This window comes from Mesorhizobium sp. P2_A12 (assembly GCF_056405075.1).
Genome location: NZ_JBFUCU010000004.1, coordinates 264,912 through 289,341, shown reverse-complemented (window position 1 = coordinate 289,341; position 24,430 = coordinate 264,912). Strand labels below are relative to the sequence as shown.

Sequence of the window (24,430 nt, the reverse complement as noted above, 5' to 3'; positions counted from 1 at the left end):
CCCTAGGGAAAGCGCTACCGCTTTTCCTGGGAAAAACCGTTTTCACAACTTTTCCTGGAATTGCTTAGGGCAGCATGAAGGCCACCGCTGCCTCGGCATGGATGCGCGTCGTGTCGAAGACGGGAATGTCGAAGTCCGGCTGGCCGATCAGCATGGTGACGCGGTGGACCATGTCGCGGCCGGCAGCGTCGGGTACAACGGGCCGCAGACCATATTTGTCGGCAAGCCGGCCCTTGTAGAAATCCTGTTCCATGGTGAACCGTGTTGCCAGCAGCGCCGGGCACTGCAAGCCGGCGCGCTTGACGGCAAGAGCGGTGGCGTCGGCGATGTGGATCAACGGGATCGACACAGACGCCTGCACCTGGTCGGCCAGCTTGTGCATGGTGTTGGTGCACAGAAGCAGGCCTTCCGCGCCGCCCGCCTCGAGCTTGCGCGCGGCGTCAGCCAGAAGCACGCCGGCGCCGTCCCAGTCGCCATGATGCTGCCGCTCGGCGATCTCGGCAAAGTCGAACGACCACAGCAGCAGTTTGGCCGAATGCAGCCCGCCGAGCCGCTCGCGCACGATCTCGTTGAGCAGGCGGTAGTAGATGGCGGTCGATTCCCAGCTCATGCCGCCCAGAAGGCCAAGGGGTTTTCATGTGATCTTCCTGTCTTGCCGGCTTGGCCGCAGCCTATCGCCGAATCGCGACCTTACAAAAAGCTCTGCGGATCGATATCGACCTGCACCCGAACCGAGCCGCGCTGTTTTGGCCCGTTGGCCAGCATGGCGCGGATGAAGCCTTGCATGTCGGCGCGCCGTTCACCCTGGATCAGCAGGCGAAAACGGTGGCGCCCGCCGAGCAATGACAGCGGCGCCTCCGCCGGTCCCAGCACGAACAGGTCGGTGGCCTCCGGCGCGGCGCGGCGCAGGCCGCGCGCATGGCCCTCGGCCTCTGCCCTCGTCACCGCGCTGACGATGACGCCGGCAAGCCGGCCGAACGGCGGCAGGGCCGCCCGTTCGCGCTCGGCGATCTCGCGCTCGTAAAAGGCCTCGGCGTCGCCGGAGACGATCGCCCGCATCACCGGATGGTCGGGCTGGAAAGTCTGCAGCAGGCCGAGGCTCTTCTTGCCGGTACGGCCGGCGCGGCCGGTCACCTGGCTGAGCAACTGGAAGGTCCGCTCGGCAGCGCGCGGATCGCCATTGGCGAGACCGAGATCGGCATCGACGACACCGACCAAAGTCATGTTGGGGAAGTTATGACCCTTGGCGACAAGCTGCGTTCCGATGACGATGTCGGCCTCACCATTGGCAATGGCTTCCAGTTCCAGCCGCAGCCGCCGCACGCCGCCCATCAGGTCGGACGACAAAACTATGGTGCGCGCGTCAGGGAAATGCGCGACGACTTCTTCGGCGATGCGCTCGACGCCGGGTCCGCAAGCGACCAGATGATCCAGCGTGCCGCATTCCGGACAGGCTTCGGGGCGGCGCTCATTGTGCCCGCAATGATGGCAGACCAGCTGGCCGCGAAACCGGTGCTCGACCAGCCAGGCCGAGCAGACCGGGCACCCGAAGCGATGGCCGCAGACGCGGCACAGCGTCAGCGGCGCATAGCCGCGCCGGTTGAGGAACAGCAGCGATTGCTCCTTCTTCCCCAGCGTCTGGCGCATCTGGTCGAGCAGCGCCGGCGACAGGAAGCCGCCACGCGCCGGCGGCGCCCGCCGCATGTCGACCGCCTTGAGATGTGGAAGCGCCGCCTCGGCAAAGCGAGCCGAAAGCACCGCCCTGTTGTAGCGGCCCTGGCTGGCATTGACCCGGCTCTCGACCGATGGCGTCGCCGAGGCCAGCACCACCGGAAAGCTGCCGATATGGCCGCGCACCACCGCCATGTCGCGCGCATTGTAGAAGACGCGGTCTTCCTGCTTGTAGGCCGGGTCGTGCTCCTCGTCGACGACGATCAGGCCAAGCTCCCTGAACGGCAGGAACAGCGCCGAGCGAGCGCCGGCGACGACGCGCACGCCGCCTTCCGCCACTTGCCGCCAGACGCGTTCGCGCATCCTCGGTGGCAGGTCCGAGTGCCATTCGCCCGGCTTGGCGCCGAAACGTTGCTGGAACCGCTCGAGAAAGGCGTGCGTCAGCGCGATTTCCGGCAGCAGGATCAGCACCTGCTTGCCCTGGTCGAGGGCAGCCGCCACCGCTTCGAAATAGACCTCGGTCTTACCAGACCCGGTGACGCCGTCGAGCAGCGCGACATTGAACACACCGGCCGCGACATTGGCGCGCAGCATCTGCGCGGCATCGCTCTGGTCCGGCATCAATTCCGGCACGGCGTAGCGTGTGTCGGGCGCGGCCACCACCGGGCGCGGCGGGATCATCACCGTCTCGAACACACCTTGCGCCCTCAGGCCGTCGATCACCGTCGACGACACCCCGGCCGCGTGCGCCAGGCCGGAGCGCGTCCAGGCAAGTCCGCCTTCGGCCGTCTCCAGCACGCGCTCTCTGGCACCCGTCATCCGGTCGGGCGTCAAGAGGGTGCGCTGCAGCCCCTCGATCCATGGTTCGGGATCGAAGGCCTCCGGCGCCCTGAGCAGCATGCGCGCCACCATGCCGGGTGGCGACAGCGTGTACTGCGCCACCCAGTCGACGAAGCGGCGCATCGCGCGGTCGATCGGCGGGCAGTCGAAGACCTGTTCGATGGGGCGCAGTTTCTTCGCGTCGACCGTCTCGACCGCACCATCCCAGACGATGCCGGCAACCTGGCGCGGGCCAAGCGGCACGCGCACGATCGAGCCCGGCACCACGCGCATGCCGGCCGGCACGGCATAGGTGTAGGGACGTTCGGCGGGCATCGGCACCAGCACCGGCGCGGCTGCGACAAAGGGCGAATCTTCGATCATGAAGCGTGACCTTGCCCCGACTTTGGTCTAGATCAAAGGGCAACGCTGAACGTGCCTTTCCCAGCACGACGAAATCGTCAGGAGACCGCCATGAAATTTTTTGTCGACACCGCAGACGTCAAGGATATCCGTGAGCTCAACGATCTGGGCCTGCTTGACGGCGTCACCACCAACCCGTCGCTGATCCTGAAATCCGGCGGCAAGATCGCCGAGGTCACCAAGCAGATCTGCGATATCGTCAAGGGTCCGGTCTCGGCTGAGGTCACCGCCACCGAATATTCCGAGATGATGCAGCAGGCCAAGGTTCTGGCCAAGATCGCCGACAATGTCTGCATCAAGGTGCCGCTGACGCTCGACGGCCTGAAGGCCTGCAAGACGATCCGCACCGAGATGAACCGCCTGGTCAACGTCACGCTGTGCTTCTCGGCCAACCAGGCGCTGCTGGCGGCCAAGGCCGGTGCGTCCTTCATCTCGCCCTTCGTTGGCCGCATCGACGACATGGGCGTCGACGGCATGGAGCTGATCCAGGAGATCCGGCAGATCTACGACAATTATGATTTCCAGACCGAGATCCTGGTGGCTTCGGTTCGCACCGTGAACCACGTCAAGCAGGCAGCACTGATCGGCGCCGATGTCGCCACCGTTCCGGCGGCGACGCTGAAGGCATTGGTCAAGCATCCGCTGACCGACAAGGGCCTGGAACAGTTCCTCGCCGACTGGGCAAAGACCGGCCAATCGATCGGCTAGGACGGCGATCGGCTGAGATCACACCGCTTCAAACAGAAAAGGCCGGGCAACCGGCCTTTTTTGTTGCGCCCCCCGAAGACGTCAAATCGCCAAGGGCTCGCCTGCCGATCAATCGGTGCCGTTATCGTCGGGCGCGCTCACCTGCGGGCGCCGGCCCATGATGATCTCGCGTTTGCCGACATGGTTGGGTGCACCGACCAGCCCTTCCTTTTCCATGCGCTCAACCAGCGATGCGGCGCGGTTGTAACCGACACCCAGGCGGCGCTGGATGTAAGACGTCGAGCACTTCTTGTCGCGCACCACCACCTTGACCGCCTCGTCATAGATGGAATCATTGTCTTCGGCTGCAACGGATCCCTTGTCGAAGACCGCGCCCTGATCGGCTTCGGGTTCTTCTTCATCCTCGTCGGCTGTCACGGTCTCCAGATATTCGGGGCGGCCCTGCGCCTTCAGATGCGCCACGACATGCTCGACTTCCGCATCGGAAACAAACGGGCCATGCACGCGCGAAATGCGCCCGCCACCCATCATGTGCAGCATGTCGCCCTGGCCAAGCAGCTGTTCGGCGCCCTGTTCGCCCAGGATGGTGCGGCTGTCGATCTTGGATGTCACCTGGAAGGAAATCCGGGTCGGGAAGTTGGCCTTGATCGTGCCGGTGATGACATCGACCGAAGGGCGTTGCGTTGCCATGATCAGGTGGATACCGGCAGCACGCGCCATCTGCGCAAGACGCTGGATGGCGCCTTCGATCTCCTTGCCGGCGACCATCATCAGGTCGGCCATCTCGTCGACGATGACGACGATATAGGGCATCGGCGCAAGGTCGATTTCCTGCTGTTCGAAAAGCGGCTCGCCGGTGCCCTTTTCGAAGCCGGCCTGCACGGTCATCACCACCGTCTCACCCTTGTCGCGGGCGGCAGCCGCGCGCTCATTGTAGCCGTCGATGTTGCGCACGCCGAGCCGCGCCATCTTGCGATAGCGGTCCTCCATCTCGCGCACCGCCCATTTGAGCGCGGTGACCGCCTTTTTGGGATCCGTGACGACGGGGGTCAAAAGATGCGGGATGCCGTCATAGACGGAGAGCTCCAGCATCTTGGGGTCGACCATGATCAGGCGGCACTCTTCCGGCTTCAGCCGGTAGAGCAACGACAGGATCATGGTGTTGATGGCGACCGACTTGCCGGAGCCGGTGGTGCCCGCCACGAGCAGGTGCGGCATCTTCGCCAATTCGGCGATGACAGGCTCGCCGCCGATGGTCTTGCCGAGACAAAGCGCCAGCTTGCAGCTGGTCTTGCGGAAGCCCTCCGATTCGATCAGCTCCCGGAAATAGACCGTTTCGCGCATCTCGTTCGGAAGCTCGATGCCGATGACGTTGCGGCCAGGCACGACCGCGACGCGCGCCGAAACCGCCGACATGGAGCGGGCGATGTCATCGGCGAGCCCGATGACACGAGAGGATTTGACACCAGGCGCCGGCTCGAACTCATAGAGCGTGACGACCGGGCCCGGGCGAACATGAATGATCTCGCCGCGCACGCCGAAATCTTCGAGCACGCTTTCCAAAAGATCGGCGTTCTGCTCGAGCCGCTCCTGCGACATGTAGAACCCTTGCCCCTCCGGTGGCTGCTGCAACAACTCTTCGGAGGGGAGTTGATAGGAATCCCCCGCCATTGAAGGTGCGATTTTGCCGGCCAGAGGCAAGCGTGGGGACGCGGCCGCGGCCCGCACGGCGACGTCCCGTCTCGGCACGATTGGCACGGCAACGGTATCCCTTGCCGCAGCGGGGATTACAGCGGTCTCTGCCTGCAGAGGCGCATTGCTCGCCGGCACGTGCGGCTGGGCGACAGCTTCGTTCGAGTTGGACGGCTGGACATCAGTTAAAGGCTTCGAGGGCTGGCCCGGGAGCCATTCGATGACACGAAACAGCGAGGTGGTGTCGGCCACCATCGATGGGCTGATACCAATTCGCGCAGCGGCGGCCGGCGCCGGAGTGGCCGGGCTGGCTGGCCGGGCCTCGGACGAGACGTCGACAAGGTATGGCGCCATGACCTCGAAGAAGGCGTGATCGGAGAGATGAGGCCAGCGCAGTGTCTCGGGGTTGGCTATCTTAGTCGCGGCGCTGCCTGCAGGGACGGCGGCCATGCGCACGGATGCTCGTCCCGTTGCGGCCGTCATCGGAGGTACCGACGGCACACGTCGTGCCTTGTCGTTGGCACGCCCCGGCGCAGCAGACGCTGCGGCCAGCGGCGACGTCCTTGATGCGGCCGATTCGCTGCTGCCCTGCAACCGGGCTGCTTCCAAATTGCGGCTTTTCACCGAAACCGGCAATGCCAGCAGCGAGGGAGCAACTGGTGCCTTGTCAACGATGGGCTGTGTGACGGCCTGCTGCGTTGGGAGCGCGTCTGGAGCGCCCTGTTCGACGACAGGGTCGCTCTGCTGGCGATGCTTCTTGGTCTCGTAGTCAGGCGTGCGTGTAAAACGCACGTTGGGCGCGAGGAAGAAATATTCCTGCCAGGCAGGACTTTCGATGTCGCCGATTTTCGGGGACGCATGGCTCGTCCCCTGGTCAACCCTCGGCTCCATATAGGGCCGCCTGCTGCCGCCAAGATCAACAACCCGCGCGGAATAGCTGGCCTGGTGTATGCCGGACTGCCGGCCGTCCTGTCCCTGGTGAGTTGGGCGATCATTGCCGCCTATCGCGGCTGAAGGGGCTTGCCGACCGGCCCTGCCACCCGCGCCCTCCAAACGCTCTACCCCAGGGTCATCGGGCGAAGTTGCCTTCAATGAATTGACCCGGGAAAAACGCTTGGATTCCATTCTCACGACTCGCTCTGAAACGTCTCCCGAGCAATAGGGAGCGAGTGGTTAACAGTTGCTTCCCGGCGGTGCGATCGTCGACGATCTTGGGACGGCAATGTCATCGTACCGGTCGCAACGAGCGACCCGTTGTCAGGCAGCACTCACGCCGGCGCAATCTGATTGCGGGAACCACAAGGCGTGTAGGCCACCTCCACGGAATCTCGGGCGGACTGACTTTGTGCGCGCGTGATCAATGTCACCATTGCCCGCCATACCCGCATTTTGAGGCGGGGAGTGTTCGAAACGATGATGCGCTAGCCGGCCGTCTTGCCGTACTTGACCAGGTCCTGGGCGATGGACAGTTGCAGCGCTTCGGCCAGTTCGCGCGCGGCACGGTTCTCGGCGTCGATCTGTGCCCGGTATGCGGCGAATTCCTGACGCGGCCTGTCGAAGGACGAGGTGATCGAGCGCCTCCCGGACGCGATCTTTGCCCCGGTCTTGGCATCGCTCAGCGTGTAGTTGGCGGTCAGCGTCACGGAGCCGGCGGTCGGCTCGTCTTCGTCGGTTCCGACCTGCACGAGTGCCGCAGATTCGACGGCTTCGCCCACGCCGAGGAAGAGCGAATAGGCCGGCGAGGCCGGTTCGCCGGCGCCTCGTCCAAATCCGAAGATCAAATTGTTGCGCACCTGCTGCCCGAAACGCGTGTTGACCGGCTTGATGCCGATCGACGCCAGTTCGGAATTCGCGCTGCCGGTCGAGCCGGTCGACAACGGCGCGCTCGAATAGAGCGGCCGCACCGTGCAGGCCGAGGCCAGCGCAAGCGAGCCGAGCAGGCCGGCAAGCGCCACGCGGCGCAGCAAACGGCCCAGCTCTGTCTTTCGATCAGGCAACGACATTGACGATCCTCTGCGGCACGATGATCACCTTGCGCGGAGCCTTACCTTCGAGTGCTTTCTGCACGAAGTCGAGAGACAGTACCGCTTTTTCGACCGCACCTTGGTCCGCGTCGCGGGCAATTGTCAAATCCCCCCGCTTCTTGCCGTTGACCTGTACCGGGTAGGTAACTTCGTTGTCGACGACCAGTGCCGGGTCGAAGACCGGCCACGGCCGTTCGGCGACCAGATCGGTGCCGCCGAGCGTTTCCCAGCACTCCTCGGCCAGATGCGGCATGACCGGCGCGATCAGATGCACGAGGATCTCCACGGCCTGCCGGCAAGCGCCTTTCAGCGCCGCATCGGCCTTGCCTTCGGCCACATCGTTGAGCGGCGCGGTCAGCGCATTGGCCAGTTCGTAGATGCGGGCGATGGCGCGGTTGAAGGCAAGCTTCTCGATATCCTCGCCGACCGCCTTCAGGATCTTGTGCGCAGCTTTCGAAACCACTGCCGCCTCGCCGGCATTGGCCGCCACGGGCTCGATGCCGGCCAGGGTCTCGGCGGCCGTCGAGACCAGGCGCCAGATGCGCTGGATGAAGCGATGCGCGCCGGCGGCGCCGTCGTCGGTCCATTCGACATCGCGCTCGGGGGGTGAGTCCGACAGCATGAACCAGCGCGCCGTGTCGGCGCCGTAGCCGTCGGTGATGTCTTCCGGGCTCACCGTGTTCTTCTTCGACTTCGACATCTTTTCCAGCGGGCCGATCGTCACCGCCTCGCCGGTGGCGATATCGATGGCGCGGCGCTTGCCGTCGACGTCCTCCAGCCGCACTTCCGTAGGCGCCAGCCAGCGACCATTCGATGCCGAGCCGACGCGATAGGTTTCGTGCACCACCATGCCTTGCGTGAACAGGCCCTTGAACGGCTCGGCCAGATCGACATGGCCGGTCTCGCGCATGGCGCGGGTGAAGAAGCGCGAATACAGCAGATGCAGGATCGCGTGCTCGATGCCGCCAATATACTGGTCGACCGCCAGCCATTCATTGGCTGCCTTGGGATCGGTCGGCTCATACGCCCTGGGTGCCGTGAAGCGTGCGAAATACCACGACGAATCGACGAACGTGTCCATCGTGTCGGTTTCACGCCGCGCATCCTTGCCGCATTGCGGGCATTTGACGTGGCGCCAGGTCGGATGACGGTCGAGCGGATTGCCCGGCCGATCGAAATCGACATCGTCGGGCAGCCTGACCGGCAGGTCGGCCTTCGGCACCGGCACCACGCCGCAATCCTCGCAATGGATCATCGGGATCGGGCAGCCCCAGTAGCGCTGGCGCGAAATGCCCCAGTCGCGCAGGCGGAAATTCACCTTGCGCTCGGCCATCGGCCGGTTGCCGATGGTCTTCTGCTCCAGCAGTTTCGTGACCTCGTCGAACGCCTCATCCGGCGTCATGCCGTTGAGGAAGCGCGAATTGATCATCACGCCGTCGCCGACATAGGCCTCATCGATGATCTGGAAGCTGCCTGGATTGTCGCCTTCCGGCATCACCACCGGGATCACCGGCAGGCCGTATTTGTTGGCGAAGTCAAGGTCGCGCTGGTCGCCGGACGGACAGCCGAAGATAGCGCCGGTGCCGTATTCCATCAGCACGAAATTGGCGACATAGACCGGCAGCGTCCAGCTGTCGTCGAACGGGTGAACGACGCGGATGCCGGTGTCGAAGCCTTTCTTCTCTGCCGTCTCCAGCGCCGCCACGGAGGTGCCCATATGACGGACCTCGTCGATGAACTTGGCCAGCGCCGGATTGGTCTCGGCAGCCTTCCTGGCCAGCGGATGATCGGCGGCGACAGCCATGAAGGAGGCGCCGAAAATGGTGTCGGGCCTTGTCGTATAGACTTCCAGCTCATGCTCGCCGCCGATGGCGTCGGCCAGCGGCCAGCGAATCAGCAGGCCCTCGGAGCGGCCGATCCAGTTCTGCTGCATCAGTTTCACTTTTTCCGGCCATTCGGTGAGGCCGTCGAGCGAATCCAGCAGGTCCTGCGCGAAATCGGTGATCCTGAAGAACCACTGCGTCAGTTCGCGCTGTTCGACCAGCGCCCCCGAACGCCAGCCGCGTCCGTCGATGACCTGCTCGTTGGCGAGAACGGTCATGTCCTCCGGGTCCCAGTTGACCTTGGAGGATTTGCGCGTCACCAGGCCCTTCTCGACAAAATCGAGGAACAGCATCTGCTGACGGTGGTAGTAGTCGACATCGCAGGTGGCGAATTCGCGCGCCCAGTCCAGCGACAGGCCCATGACCTTGAGCTGCTCGCGCATGGTGGCGATGTTCTGGTAGGTCCATTCCTTGGGATGGACCTTGTTCTGCATCGCCGCGTTCTCGGCCGGCATGCCGAAGGCGTCCCAGCCCATCGGGTGCAGCACGTTGAAGCCCTTGGCCCGCTTGTAGCGCGCCACCACGTCGCCCATCGTGTAGTTGCGGGTATGGCCGATATGGATGCGCCCCGACGGATAGGGGAACATCTCCAGCACATAGTATTTCGGGCGCGGATCGTCATTGTGCGCTTCGAAAAGCTTCCTGACGTCCCAGGCCTTCTGCCATTTGGGCTCTGACGCGCGCGGATTGTATCGTTCGGTTGCCATGGGACGTTTTTCACTTAAAAGCATGCGGACTGCGGGCGACAGCTCGGCAGTTCATTGGATATGGTCCGGGTGTTCACCATGGTTTGGCAAACCCGTCAACCATATGGGTCTCGCGTCGGCCAAAAACGCGGATCAAAACAGCGGGATTTGCATATGGGCGACGCCGTTCAGCAGTTTTTCGCGGTCAAGGCCAAGATCGCCGCCGCCGAGCGTGAGGCGGGTCGCCAAGCTGGCGCGGTGACGCTGGTCGCGGTTTCCAAGACCTTTGACGCCGCCGACATTAGCCCGGTCATCGAGGCCGGCCAGCGCGTCTTCGGCGAAAACCGCGTGCAGGAGGCGCAAGGCAAATGGCCGGCGCTGAAGGAGACTTTTGCCGACATCGAGCTGCATCTGATCGGTCCGCTGCAGTCGAACAAGGCAAAGGAGGCGGTGGCGCTGTTCGATGTCATCGAGACGGTCGATCGCGACAAGATCGCCGTCGAACTCGCCAGGGAGATCGCCAGGCAGGGCCGCGCGCCGAAGCTCTATGTCCAGGTCAACACCGGCTCCGAGCCGCAGAAGGCCGGCATCGAACCTCGCGACGCGGTCGCCTTCGTCACCCGCTGCCGTGGTGTCCACGGCCTCGCCATTGAAGGCCTGATGTGCATCCCGCCGGCCGACGAAAACCCAGGTCCTCACTTCGCCTTGCTGGAGAAGCTTGCGCATGAGGCCGGCGTCACCAAACTGTCGATGGGCATGTCCGGCGATTACCAGACGGCGGTGGCCTTCGGCGCCACCAGCGTCCGGGTCGGATCGGCGATCTTCGGCAGCCGTTGACACCGCAGACTTTAGGCCAATCTGGCAGCCTCGTTGTGCCAACACTAGAAACGAAACGTATCGTTCCTATTTGCTTGGTGTCATCACCATTCTCCTGGAGCCTCCACTATGCGTTACAACCAGCTTGGAAATACGGGGATGTTCGTCTCCGAACTCTGCCTCGGCACCATGACCTTCGGCGCCGCCGGCGAAAACGCCCAATGGGGCCTGATCGCCAGCCTCGACCAGAAGGGCGTCAACGAGATCGTTGCGCGTTCGCTCGCCGCCGGCGTCAATTTCTTCGATACGGCCGACGTCTACTCGTTCGGCGAGTCCGAGCGGCTGCTCGGCCAGTCGCTGAGAGATCTCGGCGTCGACAGGCAGAAGGTGGTCATCGCCAACAAGGTGCACGGCGCCATGGGCGACGGTCCCAACCAGCGTGGCTCGTCACGCGGCCACATCATGGATTCGGTCGATGCCAGCCTCGAGCGGCTGCAGCTCGACCATATCGACCTCTATCAGCTGCACGGCACCGACATGGTCACGCCGATCGACGAGACGATGCGGGCGCTCGACGATCTGGTTGCCAGCGGCAAGGTCCGCTATGTCGGCGTCTCCAACTGGCAGGCCTGGCGCATCGCCAAGGCGCTCGGCATCGCCGACCGCAAGGGCTTTGCCCGTTTCGAGACCATCCAGTCCTATTATTCGATCGCCGGACGCGATCTCGAGCGCGAAATCGTGCCGCTCATCAACGAGGAAAAGCTTGGCCTGATGGTATGGTCGCCGATGGCCGGAGGCCTGCTGTCCGGCAAATACGGCCCCGGCGCGCCCGGCAATGGCGAGGGCCGCCGTGCCTCCCTCAACTTCCCGCCGGTCAACGAGGAGCGCGCCTGGGCGGCCGTCGCCGTCATGCGCGAGATCGCAGGGAAGCACGATGTGAGCGTTGCCACGGTGGCGCTCGGCTATGTCCTGGCCAAGCCATTCGTGATGAGCGTCATCATCGGCGCCAGCCGCATGGAGCAGCTCGAGCAGAACCTTGCCGCCACCCAGCTGAAGCTCGACACCGACGATCTCGTCCGCCTCGATGAGGTCAGCGCCTTGCCTGCCGAATATCCCGGCTGGATGGTGGAACGTCAGGCAGCCGGTCGCCGCCCGGCGCCGTTCACGCCGAAAGCATAGCAGCAGCCAGCGCAGACATCTCGGGGGCCCACAGGCTCCCGAGAGCCGTGTCGCCTCAGGTCAGCCGCACGCTCTCGCCAAGAAAATCGAGCAAGGCCCGCACCCGCGCCGGCAGGTGCCGACCCTGGCCGACATAGACGGCGTGGGTGGCCTCCTCGTCGCCCGGATTGAAATCCTCCAGCAACCGCACCAGCCGGCCGGCCGCGATATCGGCCGCCACGTGCCAGCGCGCCAGCCGGGCAATGCCCGCGCCGGCCAGCGCCATCAGCCGCATCGCCTCGCCGTCACTGACCAGCGTGTTGCCGGTGATCGGAACCATGATGGGATTGCCGGCCGCATCGAGGAACGGCCAGCCGTCGAGATGCCGCACGAAACCGAAGCCCATGCGGTTGTGTCTGTCGAGATCGGCCGGTGTCCGTGGCAAGCCATGCGTCTCGAGGTAGGAAGGTGCTGCAACGACCACCACCGGACTTTGCCCGAGCTTGCGCGCCACCAGCCGCGATTCGCCGAGCGGCCCGGCGCGGATGGCGACATCGGCGCGTTCCGCCATCAGGTCGATGACACTGTCGGTCAGCACCAGATCGACCGAAATCTCGGGGTAACGTTCAAGGAAGCGTGGCAGGAGCGGGATCAGCCGATGCACCCCGAAGGGAACGTAGGAGTTGACGCGCAACCGCCCGCGTGGTGCCGCCCCTGCCGCGGCTTCCTGCTCGGCCGCCGCCATGTCGGCCAGGATGCGCAGACCGCTGTCGTAGAACGCGGTGCCTTCCGGTGTCAGTTGCAGTTTTCGCGTCGAACGGCTGACCAGCCGCGCGCCAAGCCGGGCCTCCAGCCGCGCGATCAGCTTGCTGACAGCCGACGGCGTCATGCGCAACGCGCGTGCCGCGGAAGAGAAACTACCTTCCTCGACGACGCGCACGAAGACTTCGATCTCGCCGGAGCGATTGATATCGGGCCTGGCCATCTGTGAATCTATTTCACAGAAAATGTGCCCGGCGCAAGTCTGGTTCACAATGCATGGCGACACGATCTTTCGGGTCGGGGCGCGGGACGGCGCTCTTCCTCACCGAAGTGGAATTCGCCATGCCTCTTGCCCTTTACGCCCTCGCCGCCGGTGCCTTCGGCATTGGCGTCACCGAATTCGTCATCATGGGTCTGCTGCTCGACGTCAGCAAGGATCTCGGCGTCTCGATCTCGGCCGCCGGCCAGCTCATTTCCGGCTATGCGCTCGGCGTCGTCATCGGCGCGCCGCTGCTGACCATCGCCACCGGCAACTGGCCGCGCAAGACCGTGCTTCTGGCGCTGATGGCGATCTTCACGCTTGGCAATCTCGCCTGTGCCTTGGCGCCGGACTATTGGACGCTGATGGGCGCCCGCGTCATCACCGCTTTTGCCCATGGCACCTTCTTCGGTGTCGGTTCGGTGGTCGCCACCGGGCTGGTCGCACCCAACAAGAAGGCCTCGGCGATCGCACTGATGTTCACCGGCCTGACCATCGCCAACATCCTCGGCGTGCCCTTCGGCACCTGGCTCGGCCAGGCCTTTGGCTGGCGGGCGACCTTCTGGGCGGTAACCGTGGTTGGCCTGGCGGCCTTCGCTGTCATCCTGGCGTTGGTGCCACGCAGCCGGACGGCGCCCGAAAAGAACGACCTGCGCGCCGACCTCGCCGTGCTGCGCCGCACGCCCGTGCTGCTCGGCCTCGCCACCACCGTGCTCGGCTATGCCGGCGTCTTCGCCGTCTTCACCTACATCGCCCCGTTGCTGACGCAGATCAGCGGCTTTGGTGAAGCCGCCGTGTCGCCGATCCTGCTCGTCTTCGGCGGCGGTCTCATCGCCGGCAATCTCGCCGGCGGCAAGGTCGCCGACCGCTGGCTGGTGCCGGCCGTGCTGGGCAGCCTCGTGGTGCTGGCCCTCGTGCTCGCAACCATGACCTTCGCCATCCACAGCCAGGTGATGGCCGTGATCTATGTCGGCCTGTTGGGTGCCGCCGCCTTCGCCACCGTGGCGCCGCTGCAGATGTGGGTGCTGGAAAAGGCGCAAGGTGCGGGCCAAAGCCTTGCCTCGTCCTTCAACATTGCCGCCTTCAATCTCGGCAATGCCGCCGGCGCCTGGCTTGGCGGCGCGGTAATTGCCCAAGGCCTCGGCTTGGGTTCGCTCACCTGGATCGCCGCCCTGCTGCCGCTCACCGCACTCGCCGTGGCGGGACTGGCACTGCGTCTCGAGCGCAGCCCTACGATCGGCGAGCCTGTCTCGGTCCGCTCGTAACGCCGGCAAAACCGGTTCGCCTTCGACATCCCTTTCTAAACCATCAGGAGCCACGAAAATGGATTATCGACGTCTCGGTGCATCGGGCCTGAAAGTGCCCGCACTCTCATTCGGCGCGGGAACCTTTGGCGGCTCCGGCCCGCTGTTCGGCGCCTGGGGCAACAGCGACGCGAAGGAAGCACGGCGGCTAATCGACATCTGCCTCGAAGCCGGCGTCAATTTGTTCGACACCGCCGACGTCTACTCGAACGGCGCGTCGGAAGAAGTGCTCGGCGAAGCGATAAAGGGCCGCCGCGATGCCGCGCTGATCTCGACCAAGACCTCGCTGCCGATGGGCGACGGCCCGGCCGACTACGGCTCGTCGCGTTCGCGGCTGATCAAATCCGTCGACGACGCGCTGCGGCGGCTCGGCACCGATTACATCGACCTGCTGCAGCTGCATGCCTTCGATGCCGGCACGCCGATCGAGGAGGTCCTGTCGACTCTGGACGAGCTGGTGCGCTCCGGCAAGCTTCGCTATGTCGGCGTCTCCAACTTCTCAGGCTGGCAAGTGATGAAGTCGCTGGCACAAGCCGACAGGCACGGCTATCCGCGTTACATTGCGCACCAGGTCTACTATTCGCTGGTCGGCCGCGACTATGAGTGGGAGCTGATGCCGCTTGGCCTCGACCAGGGCGTCGGCGCGCTGGTGTGGAGCCCACTCGGCTGGGGCCGCCTGACCGGCAAGATCCGCCGGGGAGCAAAACTGCCGGACAAGAGCCGGCTGCACGACACCGCCAGCTTCGGCCCACCGGTCGAGGATGAGCATCTCTACCGGGTCATGGATGCCCTTGACGCGGTGGCCGAGGAAACCGGCAAGACGGTGCCGCAGATCGCCATCAACTGGCTGCTGCAGCGCCCGACTGTGTCCTCGGTCATCATCGGCGCCCGCAACGAAGAACAGTTGCGCCAGAATCTCGGCGCCATCGGCTGGACGTTGACGCCGGAGCAGATCGGGAAACTCGACGCGGCCAGCGAAGTCACCGCGCCCTACCCATATTTCCCCTATCGCCGCCAGGAAGGTTTTGCGCGGCTCAATCCGCCGGCGGTTTAGAAAGGGCCGCTGGGCGACAGACGACACGAGGCATTTCGCCCACCACTAAGGTCCGCTTTCCACCCGTTGCGGACCTTAGAACCACCGACCATAATACGGAATGACAACTCTACCGACTGCTGTTTTGCCGATATTTGCCGCAGCCGGATGGTTTCCCGGGCGAAACGTGCCCGTATCCCCAGCAGTTCCGGCCAGTCATCCGGTGGCTGCCATTCTCAGCGGGTTCGGTGGCCTCAATGTCGGCAAACTCGGCCCTGGGCTGGAATGCGCCCGGAGCGACGTCCTCTTTCGCTGGTCTCCAGACGAAGGCTACCAAGAAATTTTCGAAATTGGAGACTTGCTTCAGACGGAGTTGGCTTGCTTTGCCAGCGCTCACAATGGTCATGAAAGCCTTTATATCGATAGAGCGGGGCGGGTGTTTGCGGTCTTCCCGGACATGCCCGGCATAGGCTTAGTGGGCCACACTTTTGGCGAAGCAATGGAGCGCGCCCTGTTAGGCCGAAAGGCGTCACCTCTTCTTCTGCCTTCCCATGAGAAAGTGTCATGGTACGGCGAGATACTTACGCGTGGAGATCCTCAGATCCTGAGCATCGAGGAACTGACAGCGGGACCCGATCGCCGCTTTTCCCCAATCTCGGCCAGACGGTCGATTGGGTTTTGACCCTAATGCAGCACGAACTCGCCGTCGACCTTGCGCCATTCGTTCGGCGCGATCAGCTTCTGGTGCGTGTAGACAACCGAATGCAGGGGGCCGTCGAGCCTGGTCTTCCAGAACTCGATGAACCGGATCAGCACCGGAAACGTCGGCGCGATGTCGTAGTCCTGCCAGATGTAGCTCTGCAGCAGGTGCGGATGATCGGGAAAATGATAGAGAATCTTGGCCGTGGTCAGGCCATATCCCTTAAGCATCAGGTCCATTTCAGAATGGTCGTGCATTGCAGCCCCCTTCGGCGGTCCCTTGGTTGAGTCTCCTTTCCTCCCAACGCTGAATTGTGCGCGCCGTTGCTTAACTGTCTATTGATTTTTCCTGATCGAGAACGGGTTTTCCGCGCGAAAACATGCAGTTAGCAGCGACATCGCCTGAGTGCTGACAGCCGGCGCAAGTCTGGCTGCGGCATCCAGCCGCGCAAACCCCCAAATCTCCAGACAAACCCAATGTCTAATATTGCCGTAGCGGAGGAACTGGTAATAATGCCGCCGAATTCGCGGCCGTGTCGCCGCGATCCCGCCGGCGTTTCAAGCCGGCGGATTGGTTCGGGAGGAAAGTAAGGAATGTCCGAGGTTCATGTCCATCGCGTCCAGCCGGCGTGGAAGAAAAACGCACTGATCGACAATGACACCTACCTGAAATGGTATGCCGACAGCGTCAAGAACCCGGACAAGTTCTGGGGCAAGCATGGCAAGCGCATCGACTGGTTCAAGCCCTTCAGCAAGGTCAAGAACACCTCGTTCGATGGCAAGGTCTCGATCAAGTGGTTCGAGGATGGGCTGACCAACGTCTCGTACAACTGCATCGACCGCCACCTGAAGAAGCGCGGCGACCAGACCGCCATCATCTGGGAAGGTGACAATCCCTACGACGACAAGAAGATCACCTACAACGAGCTTTACGAGCATGTCTGCCGACTCGCCAATGTGATGAAGAAGCACGGCGTCAAGAAGGGCGACCGCGTCACCATCTATATGCCGATGATCCCGGAAGCCGCCTACGCGATGCTGGCCTGCACGCGGCTGGGCGCCATCCACTCGATCGTCTTCGGCGGCTTCTCGCCGGACGCGCTGGCCGGCCGCATCGACGACTGCAAGTCGACCTTCGTCATCACCGCCGATGAAGGCCTGCGCGGCGGGAAGCCGATCCCGCTGAAGGACAACACCGACAAGGCGATCGAGATCGCCGCCAAGGCCGGAACGAAAGTCGAAAAGGTGGTGGTTGTGCGCCGCACCGGCGGCAAGACCGGCTGGGTGGCCGGACGCGACGTCTGGTACCACGACGAGGTCGCCACGGTTAAGGCCGAGTGCAAGCCGGAGAAGATGAAGGCCGAGGATCCGCTGTTCATCCTCTACACATCAGGCTCGACCGGCAAGCCGAAGGGCGTGCTCCACACCACCGCCGGCTATCTCGTCTATGCATCGATGACGCACCAATATGTCTTCGACTACCATGACGGAGACATCTACTGGTGCACCGCCGATGTCGGCTGGGTCACCGGCCACAGCTACATCGTCTACGGGCCGCTCGCCAACGGCGCCACCACGCTGATGTTCGAAGGCGTGCCGAACTACCCGTCGCAGTCGCGCTTCTGGGAAGTCATCGACAAGCACAAGGTCAACATCTTCTACACCGCGCCGACGGCATTGCGCGCGCTGATGGGCGCCGGCGATACGCATGTCACCAGGACATCGCGCAAGTCGTTGCGCGTGCTGGGTTCGGTCGGCGAGCCGATCAATCCGGAAGCCTGGGAGTGGTATTTCAACGTCGTCGGCAACGGCAAGGTGCCGATCGTCGACACCTGGTGGCAGACCGAGACCGGCGGCATCCTGATCACGCCGCTGCCGGGCGCCACCGACCTCAAGGCAGGTTCGGCGACGCGGCCCTTCTTCGGCATCAAGCCGCAGTTGGTCGACGGCGAGGGCAAGGTGCTGGAAGGGGCGGCCGACGGCAATCTGTGCATCACCGATTCCTGGCCGGGCCAGATGCGCACCGTCTATGGCGACCATGACCGCTTCGTGCAGACCTATTTCTCGACCTACAAGGGCAAGTACTTCACCGGTGACGGCTGCCGCCGCGACGCCGACGGCTATTACTGGATCACCGGTCGCGTCGACGACGTCATCAACGTCTCCGGCCACCGCATGGGCACGGCCGAAGTCGAATCGGCACTGGTCAGCCACGACAAGGTTTCGGAGGCAGCCGTCGTCGGCTACCCCCACGACATCAAGGGCCAGGGCATCTACAGCTACGTCACCTTGATGAAGGGGGAGGAGCCGAACGAGGAACTGCGCAAGGAGTTGATCGCCCACGTCCGCAAGGAGATCGGCGCCATCGCCTCGCCCGACAAGATCCAGTTCGCGCCCGGCCTGCCCAAGACGCGCTCGGGCAAGATCATGCGCCGCATCCTGCGCAAGATCGCCGAGGACGATTTTTCGGCACTTGGCGACACTTCGACGCTTGCCGATCCGGCCGTCGTCGATGACCTGATCGCCAACCGGCAGAACAAGAAAAGCTGATGCCATCGACAGCCGCGGTGGGCGCGGTCACCGAGCTTTGGCGCTATCCGGCGAGTTCGCTCGCCGGAGAACGCCTGGATGCGATTTCGGTAGACCAGGAAAGCATCGACGGCGACCGCATGTTCGGTCTCGTCGATGCCACCGACAACGAAATCGCGCGGCCGGACCGCGATGCGAAATGGCACAAGGTGCCGCGCATCAGGACCCGGCTGTCGCCAAACCGCGAACTGGAGGTTGCCCTTCCGGACGGCGACTGGCTGGCGGCGCCGGGAGCCGAAAGCGATCGCGCCGTTTCCGCCTATCTCGGCTTCGCGGCCTCGATCCGGCCGTTTCGGAGGGAACACGCGGCGTCCGGCTATTCCGGTCCGTTGACCGCCGAGCGTTACCGCAAGGCCCCGATCCACCTTTTGACCACGGCTTCGCTGGCACGGCTGAAGGCGTTGCACCCCGATGGCGTCCCCGATCCGCGCCGCTTCCGCCCCAACATCGTCGTCGACATGGCGCCGGTCGAAGGATCGTTCCCGGAGACGGAATGGATCGGCCGCAAGCTGGCGATCGGCGATCTACTGCTGACCATCTCCGAGCCCTGCCGCCGCTGCGGCTTCACCATCATCGCCCAGGATGGTTTCGATCACGACCCCGCCATCCTGCGCAATCTGGTCCGCTACAACGCGCACAATCTCGGCGTCTACTGCACGGTCGATCGGCCGGCCCGCGTCGAAATCGGCGCGGCGATGCGATTCGTCTGATCACCGGTAGAGATCCGCTCGCGTCGGCGGCAAGCCGCTCGAGCCCCGCGCACGCTTAGTGACGACGGTCTGGAAAATCTGCGCCGAGGCGCGTTCGAAGGTGATCGAACAGCCAGTCAGGTAAAGCAGCCACAGGCGTGCCTTGGCTTCGCCGACCTCGGCGATCGCCTCATCGAACCGGGCGTGCAGACGTTCCGCCCAAAGCCTGCAGGTGCGGGCATAGTGCTCGCGCAGGTTCTCGACGTCATAGACGAGGAAGCCATGCGCTTCGAAATTGCCGAGCGTCATGCCGATCGTGTCGAGTTCACCACCGGGGAAGATGTATTTGATCAGCGCCTTGTATTCCGGTCCCTTGCGCAGGGTTTTCTTGATGTCGCCCTTGCTGCGCCTGGTGATGGCGTGATGCAGGTAGATGCCGCCCGGTTTCAGCAGCCGGTGGATGGTGGAGAAGTAGGCGGCATGATTGGCGAGCCCCAGATGCTCGAACATGCCGATCGACGATATCTTGTCGAAGCTACCGGAGAGCTCGGCGTAGGATTTTATCTCGACGGTGATCTTGTCCTCCAGCCCTTCGGCACGGATGCGTTCACGGGCAAGATTGGTCTGCGCCTCTGACAGCGAGACACCGTGGCCGACGACGCCATAGTTCTTCACGGCATGGATCAGCATCGCTCCCCAGCCGCAGCCGATGTCGAGCAATCTTTCGCCGGGCTTCAGCCGCAGCTTGCGGCAGATATGGTCGAGCTTGTCGATTTGCGCCTGATCGATGCTGTTGGCGAAATCCTTGAAGTAGCCGCAGCTGTAGACCATGCGCTCGTCGAGAAAGAGCCGATAGAAAGCATTCGAGATATCATAGTGATGCTGGATCGCTTCCTGGCTTGACCCGCTGACGAAGGGATTGCGCCCCGAAAGATCGGTTCGCGCGGTGATCTGTTTCCTTGAAAACAGCACTGCCGGCAAGTCACGCAGGATCGCCAGCTTCGGCAATGTCTTGAGTTTCGACCTGAGCTTGCCTTGCGATGGCAGGGCGTAGAAATCAAACAGCGATCCGTCTTCGACATCGACCGCCTTGGAAATCCACATCTCGATCAGCGTCGAGAAGGTGGGGCGGCGAACCATCTGCCAGACGATGTCCGGGTCATTGATGGTGAGCACAGGGCCGGTGGCGGGGCCAATCCGCTCGCCGGTCCAGAGCCTGACGGCAAAGCCCGGGTTCAGTGTCTCAGCTACCGTTCGAACAATACGCGCGGCCTTGTCGGTGGCGTCCATGCTTCCTCCCCGAAGCCAGAGCGCCAATGTTGTCCGTTTGCCCCCGGACCGCAAGCCACCCCGTCTGGTCAGCCCGTCTGGCCAGCCTGTCGGGCCAGCATGTCCGGAAAGACACACACCCGGCTTTTTGAGGGTGACGCCTTGCCATTTACCAAATCAGACCCCATCATCCCAGTGTGTTCAACAAATCGAAAGGAGGTGATCCGATGTCGAGTGATTTCGTTTTCCAGAACGTGGCCTCAGCGGATTGCACTTTCGGGAAGCAGACTTCCCGTTAAGGCGCGAGATGCGCGGTAGGTGACCTCACGGGTCACCGCCATTGGCCGCGCCACGGACGGAAACACGGAAGGCCGCCGGCTTCGAAAGAAGCGGCGGCCTTTTCCTTTTGGACCAACATCCCGCGGAACTGCCCGCTGCTCAAAAGCTCATTTGGTGACGGTGATCTTCTCGATGTTCTGGACGATGTCGTCGAACGCCTGCTTCAATTCCGCACCTGTCGCTGCCTCGTAATAGTGTTTCAGCGACGACGTGTCCGCCGTGGAGCAGTCCTGGAGCACGCTTTTTGCCTGGTCCCTTTCGGTCGCCGTCATGGTTGGATCGTTCAGATCGAAGCCGATCGTGAAGATCTCGATGCCGACGCGCTTCATCTCGGCGCAAATGCCTCCGGCATTGTCGCGCGACATCTGGCCGGCATTCTGTGATTTTGGCGCACCGCGCTCGCCGGCGAAGGCTGTGTTGAACTGGCCGTCCGTCATCAGGATAGCGACCTTGGCGACTTTCCTCTTGTCGAAATTGGCGGGACCGGCACCGAGCCCGGCATTGACGATGGTCGAGCGCCACGAGGGTGAAAGCATGTAGTAGCCCCACTGCGCGGCGATGCCGCCGGAGGTTACGCCAGCAGCGCTGAAATCATCGATCGTGTCGAGTAGCTTGTCCTCGTCGGCCGACAACGGGATGAGTTCTGGCGTCGGGCAGGTTCTCATGTGATCGTCCCGATTGATCTTGGCCAGGTACTCCTTGCCGTTGCTGTCCCACCGCGACGTGGAAGGTCCATCGGACGAAGTGTCGGCATAGCCATCCCTGTCCTTGCGTTCGGTGGCACATTTGTCGGGCGCTGGTGTCACCGACACCGAAACCGGAGCATCCAAGGGTGGCGGCAGGTCGGGCCCGCCCTTCTCCTCGACGAAGACACTGTCAGCAAGACCGCCAGTGTTCACAGCTTCGGCGTAGGGAACAATCGCCACACGCACACGCGGATTTCTCGGATCGATGTTGTTGTCCAGCAGATCCTTGACAGCCCCGGAAGCGGCAATCTGCAGGTCCCCGATCTTGTTGGTCTTGGCCCAAATGTTCGGCCCCATCGACCCGGTCACATCGAGCATCATCGCCACTTCGATGGTTTTGTCCGAATAGAGCGCCGTTGTCGACGCGGCGACGCGCTTGATGTCCCCCATGTTGAACATCGGGAAATACAGGGCGACATCGACATGGGCGTCCGCCTGGACCGTCTTGGCCGTGCTGCTGACAATCAGCCTGTCGAGTACGATCTGGTCAGCCTGCAGGATGCCTGCCTGGCTGTTGGCATCGAGAAAAGCCTGCACCGATCTGTTGGCATCGGCTTCCCTGATGACGCCGGTCGTCAGGTCGCGCGCCGTCGACGTGACCGCGGCGTCGACCACGCCCTGCAAGCTCGATCTGGCATTGTAGAGCTGCGTTACGTTGACGGAAAAACCAACAGCCAGCGCCAAGACAGAAGCGGCAAGGCCGAACAGGACCGCGAAATTTCCACCACGATGTCTGGCGAAGATGCCAGCCGCGTGAACAAAACCCCCGAAATTCCGCATCCTGCAGCCTCCACTCGCCTCGGCCTCGTCGCCGCGGGAAGGACAATGCAGGATTCCGGCCGGGTGACGCCGCTACGGGGCGGAAGGCCAGCCGCTCGCTATCAACGTGTTGTTTTTGTTTGAGTTCGAGCTGCGCAAAGGTGAATGACTGGTAAACAGAAAGACATTTTTTCGGCTTCGTTTACGAGCCGCTTACCATGATCAAGCCAAGGGATCACGCAATGCCTGATGACGTCCTGTTGCGGCACAGGGCTTCTGTGCCGAAGCGGACCAACTGTCAGAAATCGCAGGGCGTGAAACCGCCGGATCACCATGCCCTGCTACCGAGAGATCAGGCCAGCATCTGCGCGCTGACCGTCCGGTCGATGCCGTGATAGGGCGGATTGAACAAATTGCCTTCCTGTTCGTAGGTCCACACCTTGAACAGGCTGAGCCGGTGCGGGCCGAAGCTGTGCAGCAGCGGCACGTCGGTGGCGTCGCGGCCGCGCGCGATGACGACGCGGCCGACCCTCGGCGTGTTGTGGCGGGGATCGAACGCGTACCATTTGCCGTCGAGGAACACTTCCAGCCATGCCGAGAAATCCATCGGCGCCGGATCGGCCGGCACGCCGATGTCGCCGAGATAGCCGTTCACATAGCGCGCCGGAATGTTCATGCAGCGGCAGAGCGTGATCGCCAGATGAGCGAAGTCGCGGCAGACGCCGACGCGCTCCTCATGCGCCTGAGCCGCGGTGCGGGTCGAACGCGCGTAGCCGTAGCCGAACGATAGCCGGTTGTGGACATAGTCGACGATCGCTTGCACCCGCGCCCAACCCGAGGGGACATGGCCGAAAAGCTGCCATGCCAGGCCGCTGAGGTGATCGGTCTCGCAATAGCGGCTGCCGAGGAGATAGCCGAGCACCTCGTCGGGCAGTTCCGCCACCGGCACTTCCCTGGCCAGCGTGTTGACTTCGTCGGACTCGCCGCTGTCCTCGACGACCGCATCATAAAGGATGCGAAAACCGCCGGCGGGCGCGGTGAAGCGGCGGCAGCCATTGCCATGGAGATCGTGGTAGAGCCTGGTCGACACCGCAGGCGACGTCAGCACCCGCGTCTGCCGCTTGATGTCGGACTGCCTGTCCTTGTGGATCTCGAGCAGTGAAATCACCGGTGTGGCCGCGGTGCACTCGATAGCGATTTCGTAGCCGAGCCGGATCAGCATCGCAGTCCCCCTTCGATCGTCGTGGAAAACGGTTTTGCTCAAACGCGAGAGGACGGACTGTGGTTCCCTGGGACTATCGAAAAGGTGGCCCTCGCGCCTTCCCATACCGACGCCGCGACGTTAGGTTCGGCGACCGCCATAAGCGCTCTCCAATTCAAGGAAAACCATGTTCGCAGGCAAGAAATTCGCGGCCTTCCTCTTCGATATGGATGGCACGCTGCTCAATTCGACCGCGGCCGCGGAACGCGTCTGGAGCAATTGGGCGATGGGGCACGGCCTCGACGTGGCGACTTTCCTGCCAACGATGCATGGCAGGCGCGCCATCGAGACCGTCCGCCGGCTGGCACTTCCCGGGGTCGATCCACAGCACGAGGCGAACGAGATTACACGGGCCGAAATCGCCGACGTCGAAGGGGTGAATGCCATCGCCGGCGCCGCGGCATTCCTGGGTGCGCTGCCGCCGGATCGCTGGGCCATCGTAACATCATCGCCGCTCGCGCTTGCGCTGGTGCGGATCGAAGCGGCGGGCATCCCGCGTCCGGCGACAATGGTCACGGCGGAAGACGTGGTTCACGGCAAGCCTGCCCCCGACTGCTTCCTGTTGGCCGCCGAACGGCTTGGATTCGACGCTCACGACTGCGTGGTTTTCGAGGACGCAACGCCGGGCATCCAGGCGGGCGAGGCGGCGGGCGCCACGGTGGTGGTGATCACCGCGACGCATCAGCACAAGATGGAGACGCCGCACGAAACCATTTTTGACTACAGCAACCTGACGGCGGTCACCGACGCCCAGGGCCAGCTTGGTCTGGAGCAGATACGAAGCGCGGCGGCTTCCTAAAGCGCGTCGCGTTAAAACGGATTCAAGCGACGCGCTTTAGGC

Annotated in this window: 19 protein-coding genes; 9 read left to right on the top strand and 10 right to left on the bottom strand. The window is 63.4% G+C overall.

Going from position 1 to position 24,430, the window contains the following annotated elements; genetic code table 11:
- Positions 1 to 64 precede the first annotated feature (64 nt).
- The gene (locus tag AC1DZU_RS11680; protein WP_477284722.1) at positions 65 to 610 is read right to left on the bottom strand and encodes an aspartate/glutamate racemase family protein; all 546 of its coding nucleotides are present in this window, start codon (positions 608 to 610) and stop codon (positions 65 to 67) included.
- 80 nt (positions 611 to 690) lie between these two features.
- Complete coding sequence (locus AC1DZU_RS11675; RefSeq protein ID WP_477284720.1) at positions 691 to 2,874, bottom strand: primosomal protein N'; 2,184 nt, start codon at positions 2,872 to 2,874, stop codon at positions 691 to 693.
- A gap of 90 nt (positions 2,875 to 2,964) precedes the next feature.
- On the opposite strand from AC1DZU_RS11675, the gene fsa reads away from it, so the two are divergent.
- Entirely contained in the window at positions 2,965 to 3,621 is a 657-nt protein-coding gene (fsa, locus tag AC1DZU_RS11670; protein WP_095084171.1) for a fructose-6-phosphate aldolase, read from the top strand.
- A gap of 108 nt (positions 3,622 to 3,729) precedes the next feature.
- Here fsa and AC1DZU_RS11665 read toward each other — a convergent pair whose 3' ends face one another.
- From AC1DZU_RS11665 to leuS, 3 genes are all read right to left on the bottom strand, one after another.
- Positions 3,730 to 6,438, bottom strand: coding sequence for a DNA translocase FtsK (locus AC1DZU_RS11665; RefSeq protein WP_477284718.1), 2,709 nt, complete (start codon positions 6,436 to 6,438; stop codon positions 3,730 to 3,732).
- Positions 6,439 to 6,734: 296 nt separating this feature from the next.
- Positions 6,735 to 7,316, bottom strand: a complete 582-nt coding sequence (gene lptE, locus AC1DZU_RS11660; protein WP_477284716.1) for an LPS assembly lipoprotein LptE — start codon at positions 7,314 to 7,316, stop codon at positions 6,735 to 6,737.
- Positions 7,303 to 9,927 (bottom strand): leucine--tRNA ligase, encoded by a 2,625-nt coding sequence (gene leuS, locus AC1DZU_RS11655; RefSeq protein ID WP_477284714.1) that lies wholly within the window; start codon positions 9,925 to 9,927, stop codon positions 7,303 to 7,305. Before leuS ends, lptE begins: the two co-directional genes overlap by 14 nt.
- Before the next feature lie 153 nt (positions 9,928 to 10,080).
- Here leuS and AC1DZU_RS11650 point away from each other — a divergent pair, with 153 nt between their 5' ends.
- Positions 10,081 to 10,743 (top strand): YggS family pyridoxal phosphate-dependent enzyme, encoded by a 663-nt coding sequence (locus tag AC1DZU_RS11650; RefSeq protein WP_477284712.1) that lies wholly within the window; start codon positions 10,081 to 10,083, stop codon positions 10,741 to 10,743.
- Positions 10,744 to 10,851: 108 nt separating this feature from the next.
- Positions 10,852 to 11,901: an aldo/keto reductase gene (locus AC1DZU_RS11645; protein ID WP_477284710.1), complete on the top strand. Its 1,050-nt coding sequence runs from the start codon at positions 10,852 to 10,854 to the stop codon at positions 11,899 to 11,901.
- A gap of 55 nt (positions 11,902 to 11,956) precedes the next feature.
- Here AC1DZU_RS11645 and AC1DZU_RS11640 read toward each other — a convergent pair whose 3' ends face one another.
- Positions 11,957 to 12,865: a LysR family transcriptional regulator gene (locus AC1DZU_RS11640; RefSeq protein ID WP_477284708.1), complete on the bottom strand. Its 909-nt coding sequence runs from the start codon at positions 12,863 to 12,865 to the stop codon at positions 11,957 to 11,959.
- A 119-nt stretch (positions 12,866 to 12,984) separates the two neighbouring features.
- Here AC1DZU_RS11640 and AC1DZU_RS11635 point away from each other — a divergent pair, with 119 nt between their 5' ends.
- The 3 genes from AC1DZU_RS11635 (at position 12,985) to AC1DZU_RS11625 (ending at position 15,920) form a co-directional block, all read left to right on the top strand.
- On the top strand, positions 12,985 to 14,166 hold the full coding sequence (locus AC1DZU_RS11635) for an MFS transporter (RefSeq protein WP_477284706.1): 1,182 nt from the start codon (positions 12,985 to 12,987) through the stop codon (positions 14,164 to 14,166).
- 58 nt (positions 14,167 to 14,224) lie between these two features.
- The gene (locus AC1DZU_RS11630; protein ID WP_477284704.1) at positions 14,225 to 15,259 is read left to right on the top strand and encodes an aldo/keto reductase; all 1,035 of its coding nucleotides are present in this window, start codon (positions 14,225 to 14,227) and stop codon (positions 15,257 to 15,259) included.
- Positions 15,260 to 15,359: 100 nt separating this feature from the next.
- On the top strand, positions 15,360 to 15,920 hold the full coding sequence (locus AC1DZU_RS11625) for an SUKH-3 domain-containing protein (RefSeq protein ID WP_477284702.1): 561 nt from the start codon (positions 15,360 to 15,362) through the stop codon (positions 15,918 to 15,920).
- A 2-nt stretch (positions 15,921 to 15,922) separates the two neighbouring features.
- On the opposite strand, the gene AC1DZU_RS11620 is transcribed toward AC1DZU_RS11625, so the two are convergent.
- Complete coding sequence (locus tag AC1DZU_RS11620) at positions 15,923 to 16,195, bottom strand: usg protein (RefSeq protein WP_477284700.1); 273 nt, start codon at positions 16,193 to 16,195, stop codon at positions 15,923 to 15,925.
- Positions 16,196 to 16,531: 336 nt separating this feature from the next.
- Between AC1DZU_RS11620 and acs the strand changes: the two genes are divergently transcribed.
- Positions 16,532 to 18,487, top strand: a complete 1,956-nt coding sequence (acs, locus tag AC1DZU_RS11615) for an acetate--CoA ligase (protein WP_477284698.1) — start codon at positions 16,532 to 16,534, stop codon at positions 18,485 to 18,487.
- Positions 18,487 to 19,236: an MOSC domain-containing protein gene (locus tag AC1DZU_RS11610; RefSeq protein ID WP_477284696.1), complete on the top strand. Its 750-nt coding sequence runs from the start codon at positions 18,487 to 18,489 to the stop codon at positions 19,234 to 19,236. Before acs ends, AC1DZU_RS11610 begins: the two co-directional genes overlap by 1 nt.
- Here the strand turns inward: AC1DZU_RS11610 and AC1DZU_RS11605 are convergent, their stop codons facing one another.
- The 3 genes from AC1DZU_RS11605 to AC1DZU_RS11595 all read right to left on the bottom strand — a co-directional run bounded on the left by AC1DZU_RS11605 (position 19,237) and on the right by AC1DZU_RS11595 (position 23,550).
- Positions 19,237 to 20,505 carry a class I SAM-dependent methyltransferase gene (locus AC1DZU_RS11605; protein ID WP_477284694.1) on the bottom strand — a complete coding sequence of 423 codons (1,269 nt, stop codon included), beginning with the start codon at positions 20,503 to 20,505 and terminating at the stop codon, positions 19,237 to 19,239.
- Between the two features lie 425 nt (positions 20,506 to 20,930).
- Complete coding sequence (locus AC1DZU_RS11600; RefSeq protein WP_477284692.1) at positions 20,931 to 22,349, bottom strand: TadE/TadG family type IV pilus assembly protein; 1,419 nt, start codon at positions 22,347 to 22,349, stop codon at positions 20,931 to 20,933.
- 331 nt (positions 22,350 to 22,680) lie between these two features.
- Positions 22,681 to 23,550, bottom strand: a complete 870-nt coding sequence (locus tag AC1DZU_RS11595; RefSeq protein WP_477284690.1) for a transglutaminase-like domain-containing protein — start codon at positions 23,548 to 23,550, stop codon at positions 22,681 to 22,683.
- A 166-nt stretch (positions 23,551 to 23,716) separates the two neighbouring features.
- Here AC1DZU_RS11595 and AC1DZU_RS11590 point away from each other — a divergent pair, with 166 nt between their 5' ends.
- Positions 23,717 to 24,388, top strand: a complete 672-nt coding sequence (locus tag AC1DZU_RS11590; RefSeq protein WP_477284688.1) for an HAD-IA family hydrolase — start codon at positions 23,717 to 23,719, stop codon at positions 24,386 to 24,388.
- Positions 24,389 to 24,430: the final 42 nt, after the last annotated feature.

Excerpts from the sequence above, each read along its gene's own strand:
- AC1DZU_RS11595 (WP_477284690.1), bottom strand. The coding sequence starts at position 23,550 with ATGCTGATCCGGCTCGGCTACGAAATCGCTATCGAGTGCACCGCGGCC.
- AC1DZU_RS11650 (WP_477284712.1), top strand. The coding sequence starts at position 10,081 with ATGGGCGACGCCGTTCAGCAGTTTTTCGCGGTCAAGGCCAAGATCGCC.
- AC1DZU_RS11620 (WP_477284700.1), bottom strand. The coding sequence starts at position 16,195 with ATGCACGACCATTCTGAAATGGACCTGATGCTTAAGGGATATGGCCTG.
- AC1DZU_RS11630 (WP_477284704.1), top strand. The coding sequence starts at position 14,225 with ATGGATTATCGACGTCTCGGTGCATCGGGCCTGAAAGTGCCCGCACTC.
- AC1DZU_RS11680 (WP_477284722.1), bottom strand. The coding sequence starts at position 610 with ATGAGCTGGGAATCGACCGCCATCTACTACCGCCTGCTCAACGAGATC.
- AC1DZU_RS11675 (WP_477284720.1), bottom strand. The coding sequence starts at position 2,874 with ATGATCGAAGATTCGCCCTTTGTCGCAGCCGCGCCGGTGCTGGTGCCG.
- leuS (WP_477284714.1), bottom strand. The coding sequence starts at position 9,927 with ATGGCAACCGAACGATACAATCCGCGCGCGTCAGAGCCCAAATGGCAG.
- AC1DZU_RS11640 (WP_477284708.1), bottom strand. The coding sequence starts at position 12,865 with ATGGCCAGGCCCGATATCAATCGCTCCGGCGAGATCGAAGTCTTCGTG.
- AC1DZU_RS11645 (WP_477284710.1), top strand. The coding sequence starts at position 10,852 with ATGCGTTACAACCAGCTTGGAAATACGGGGATGTTCGTCTCCGAACTC.
- AC1DZU_RS11635 (WP_477284706.1), top strand. The coding sequence starts at position 12,985 with ATGCCTCTTGCCCTTTACGCCCTCGCCGCCGGTGCCTTCGGCATTGGC.
- fsa (WP_095084171.1), top strand. The coding sequence starts at position 2,965 with ATGAAATTTTTTGTCGACACCGCAGACGTCAAGGATATCCGTGAGCTC.
- AC1DZU_RS11610 (WP_477284696.1), top strand. The coding sequence starts at position 18,487 with ATGCCATCGACAGCCGCGGTGGGCGCGGTCACCGAGCTTTGGCGCTAT.
- acs (WP_477284698.1), top strand. The coding sequence starts at position 16,532 with ATGTCCGAGGTTCATGTCCATCGCGTCCAGCCGGCGTGGAAGAAAAAC.
- lptE (WP_477284716.1), bottom strand. The coding sequence starts at position 7,316 with ATGTCGTTGCCTGATCGAAAGACAGAGCTGGGCCGTTTGCTGCGCCGC.
- AC1DZU_RS11665 (WP_477284718.1), bottom strand. The coding sequence starts at position 6,438 with ATGGAATCCAAGCGTTTTTCCCGGGTCAATTCATTGAAGGCAACTTCG.
- AC1DZU_RS11605 (WP_477284694.1), bottom strand. The coding sequence starts at position 20,505 with ATGGACGCCACCGACAAGGCCGCGCGTATTGTTCGAACGGTAGCTGAG.
- AC1DZU_RS11600 (WP_477284692.1), bottom strand. The coding sequence starts at position 22,349 with ATGCGGAATTTCGGGGGTTTTGTTCACGCGGCTGGCATCTTCGCCAGA.
- AC1DZU_RS11590 (WP_477284688.1), top strand. The coding sequence starts at position 23,717 with ATGTTCGCAGGCAAGAAATTCGCGGCCTTCCTCTTCGATATGGATGGC.
- AC1DZU_RS11625 (WP_477284702.1), top strand. The coding sequence starts at position 15,360 with ATGACAACTCTACCGACTGCTGTTTTGCCGATATTTGCCGCAGCCGGA.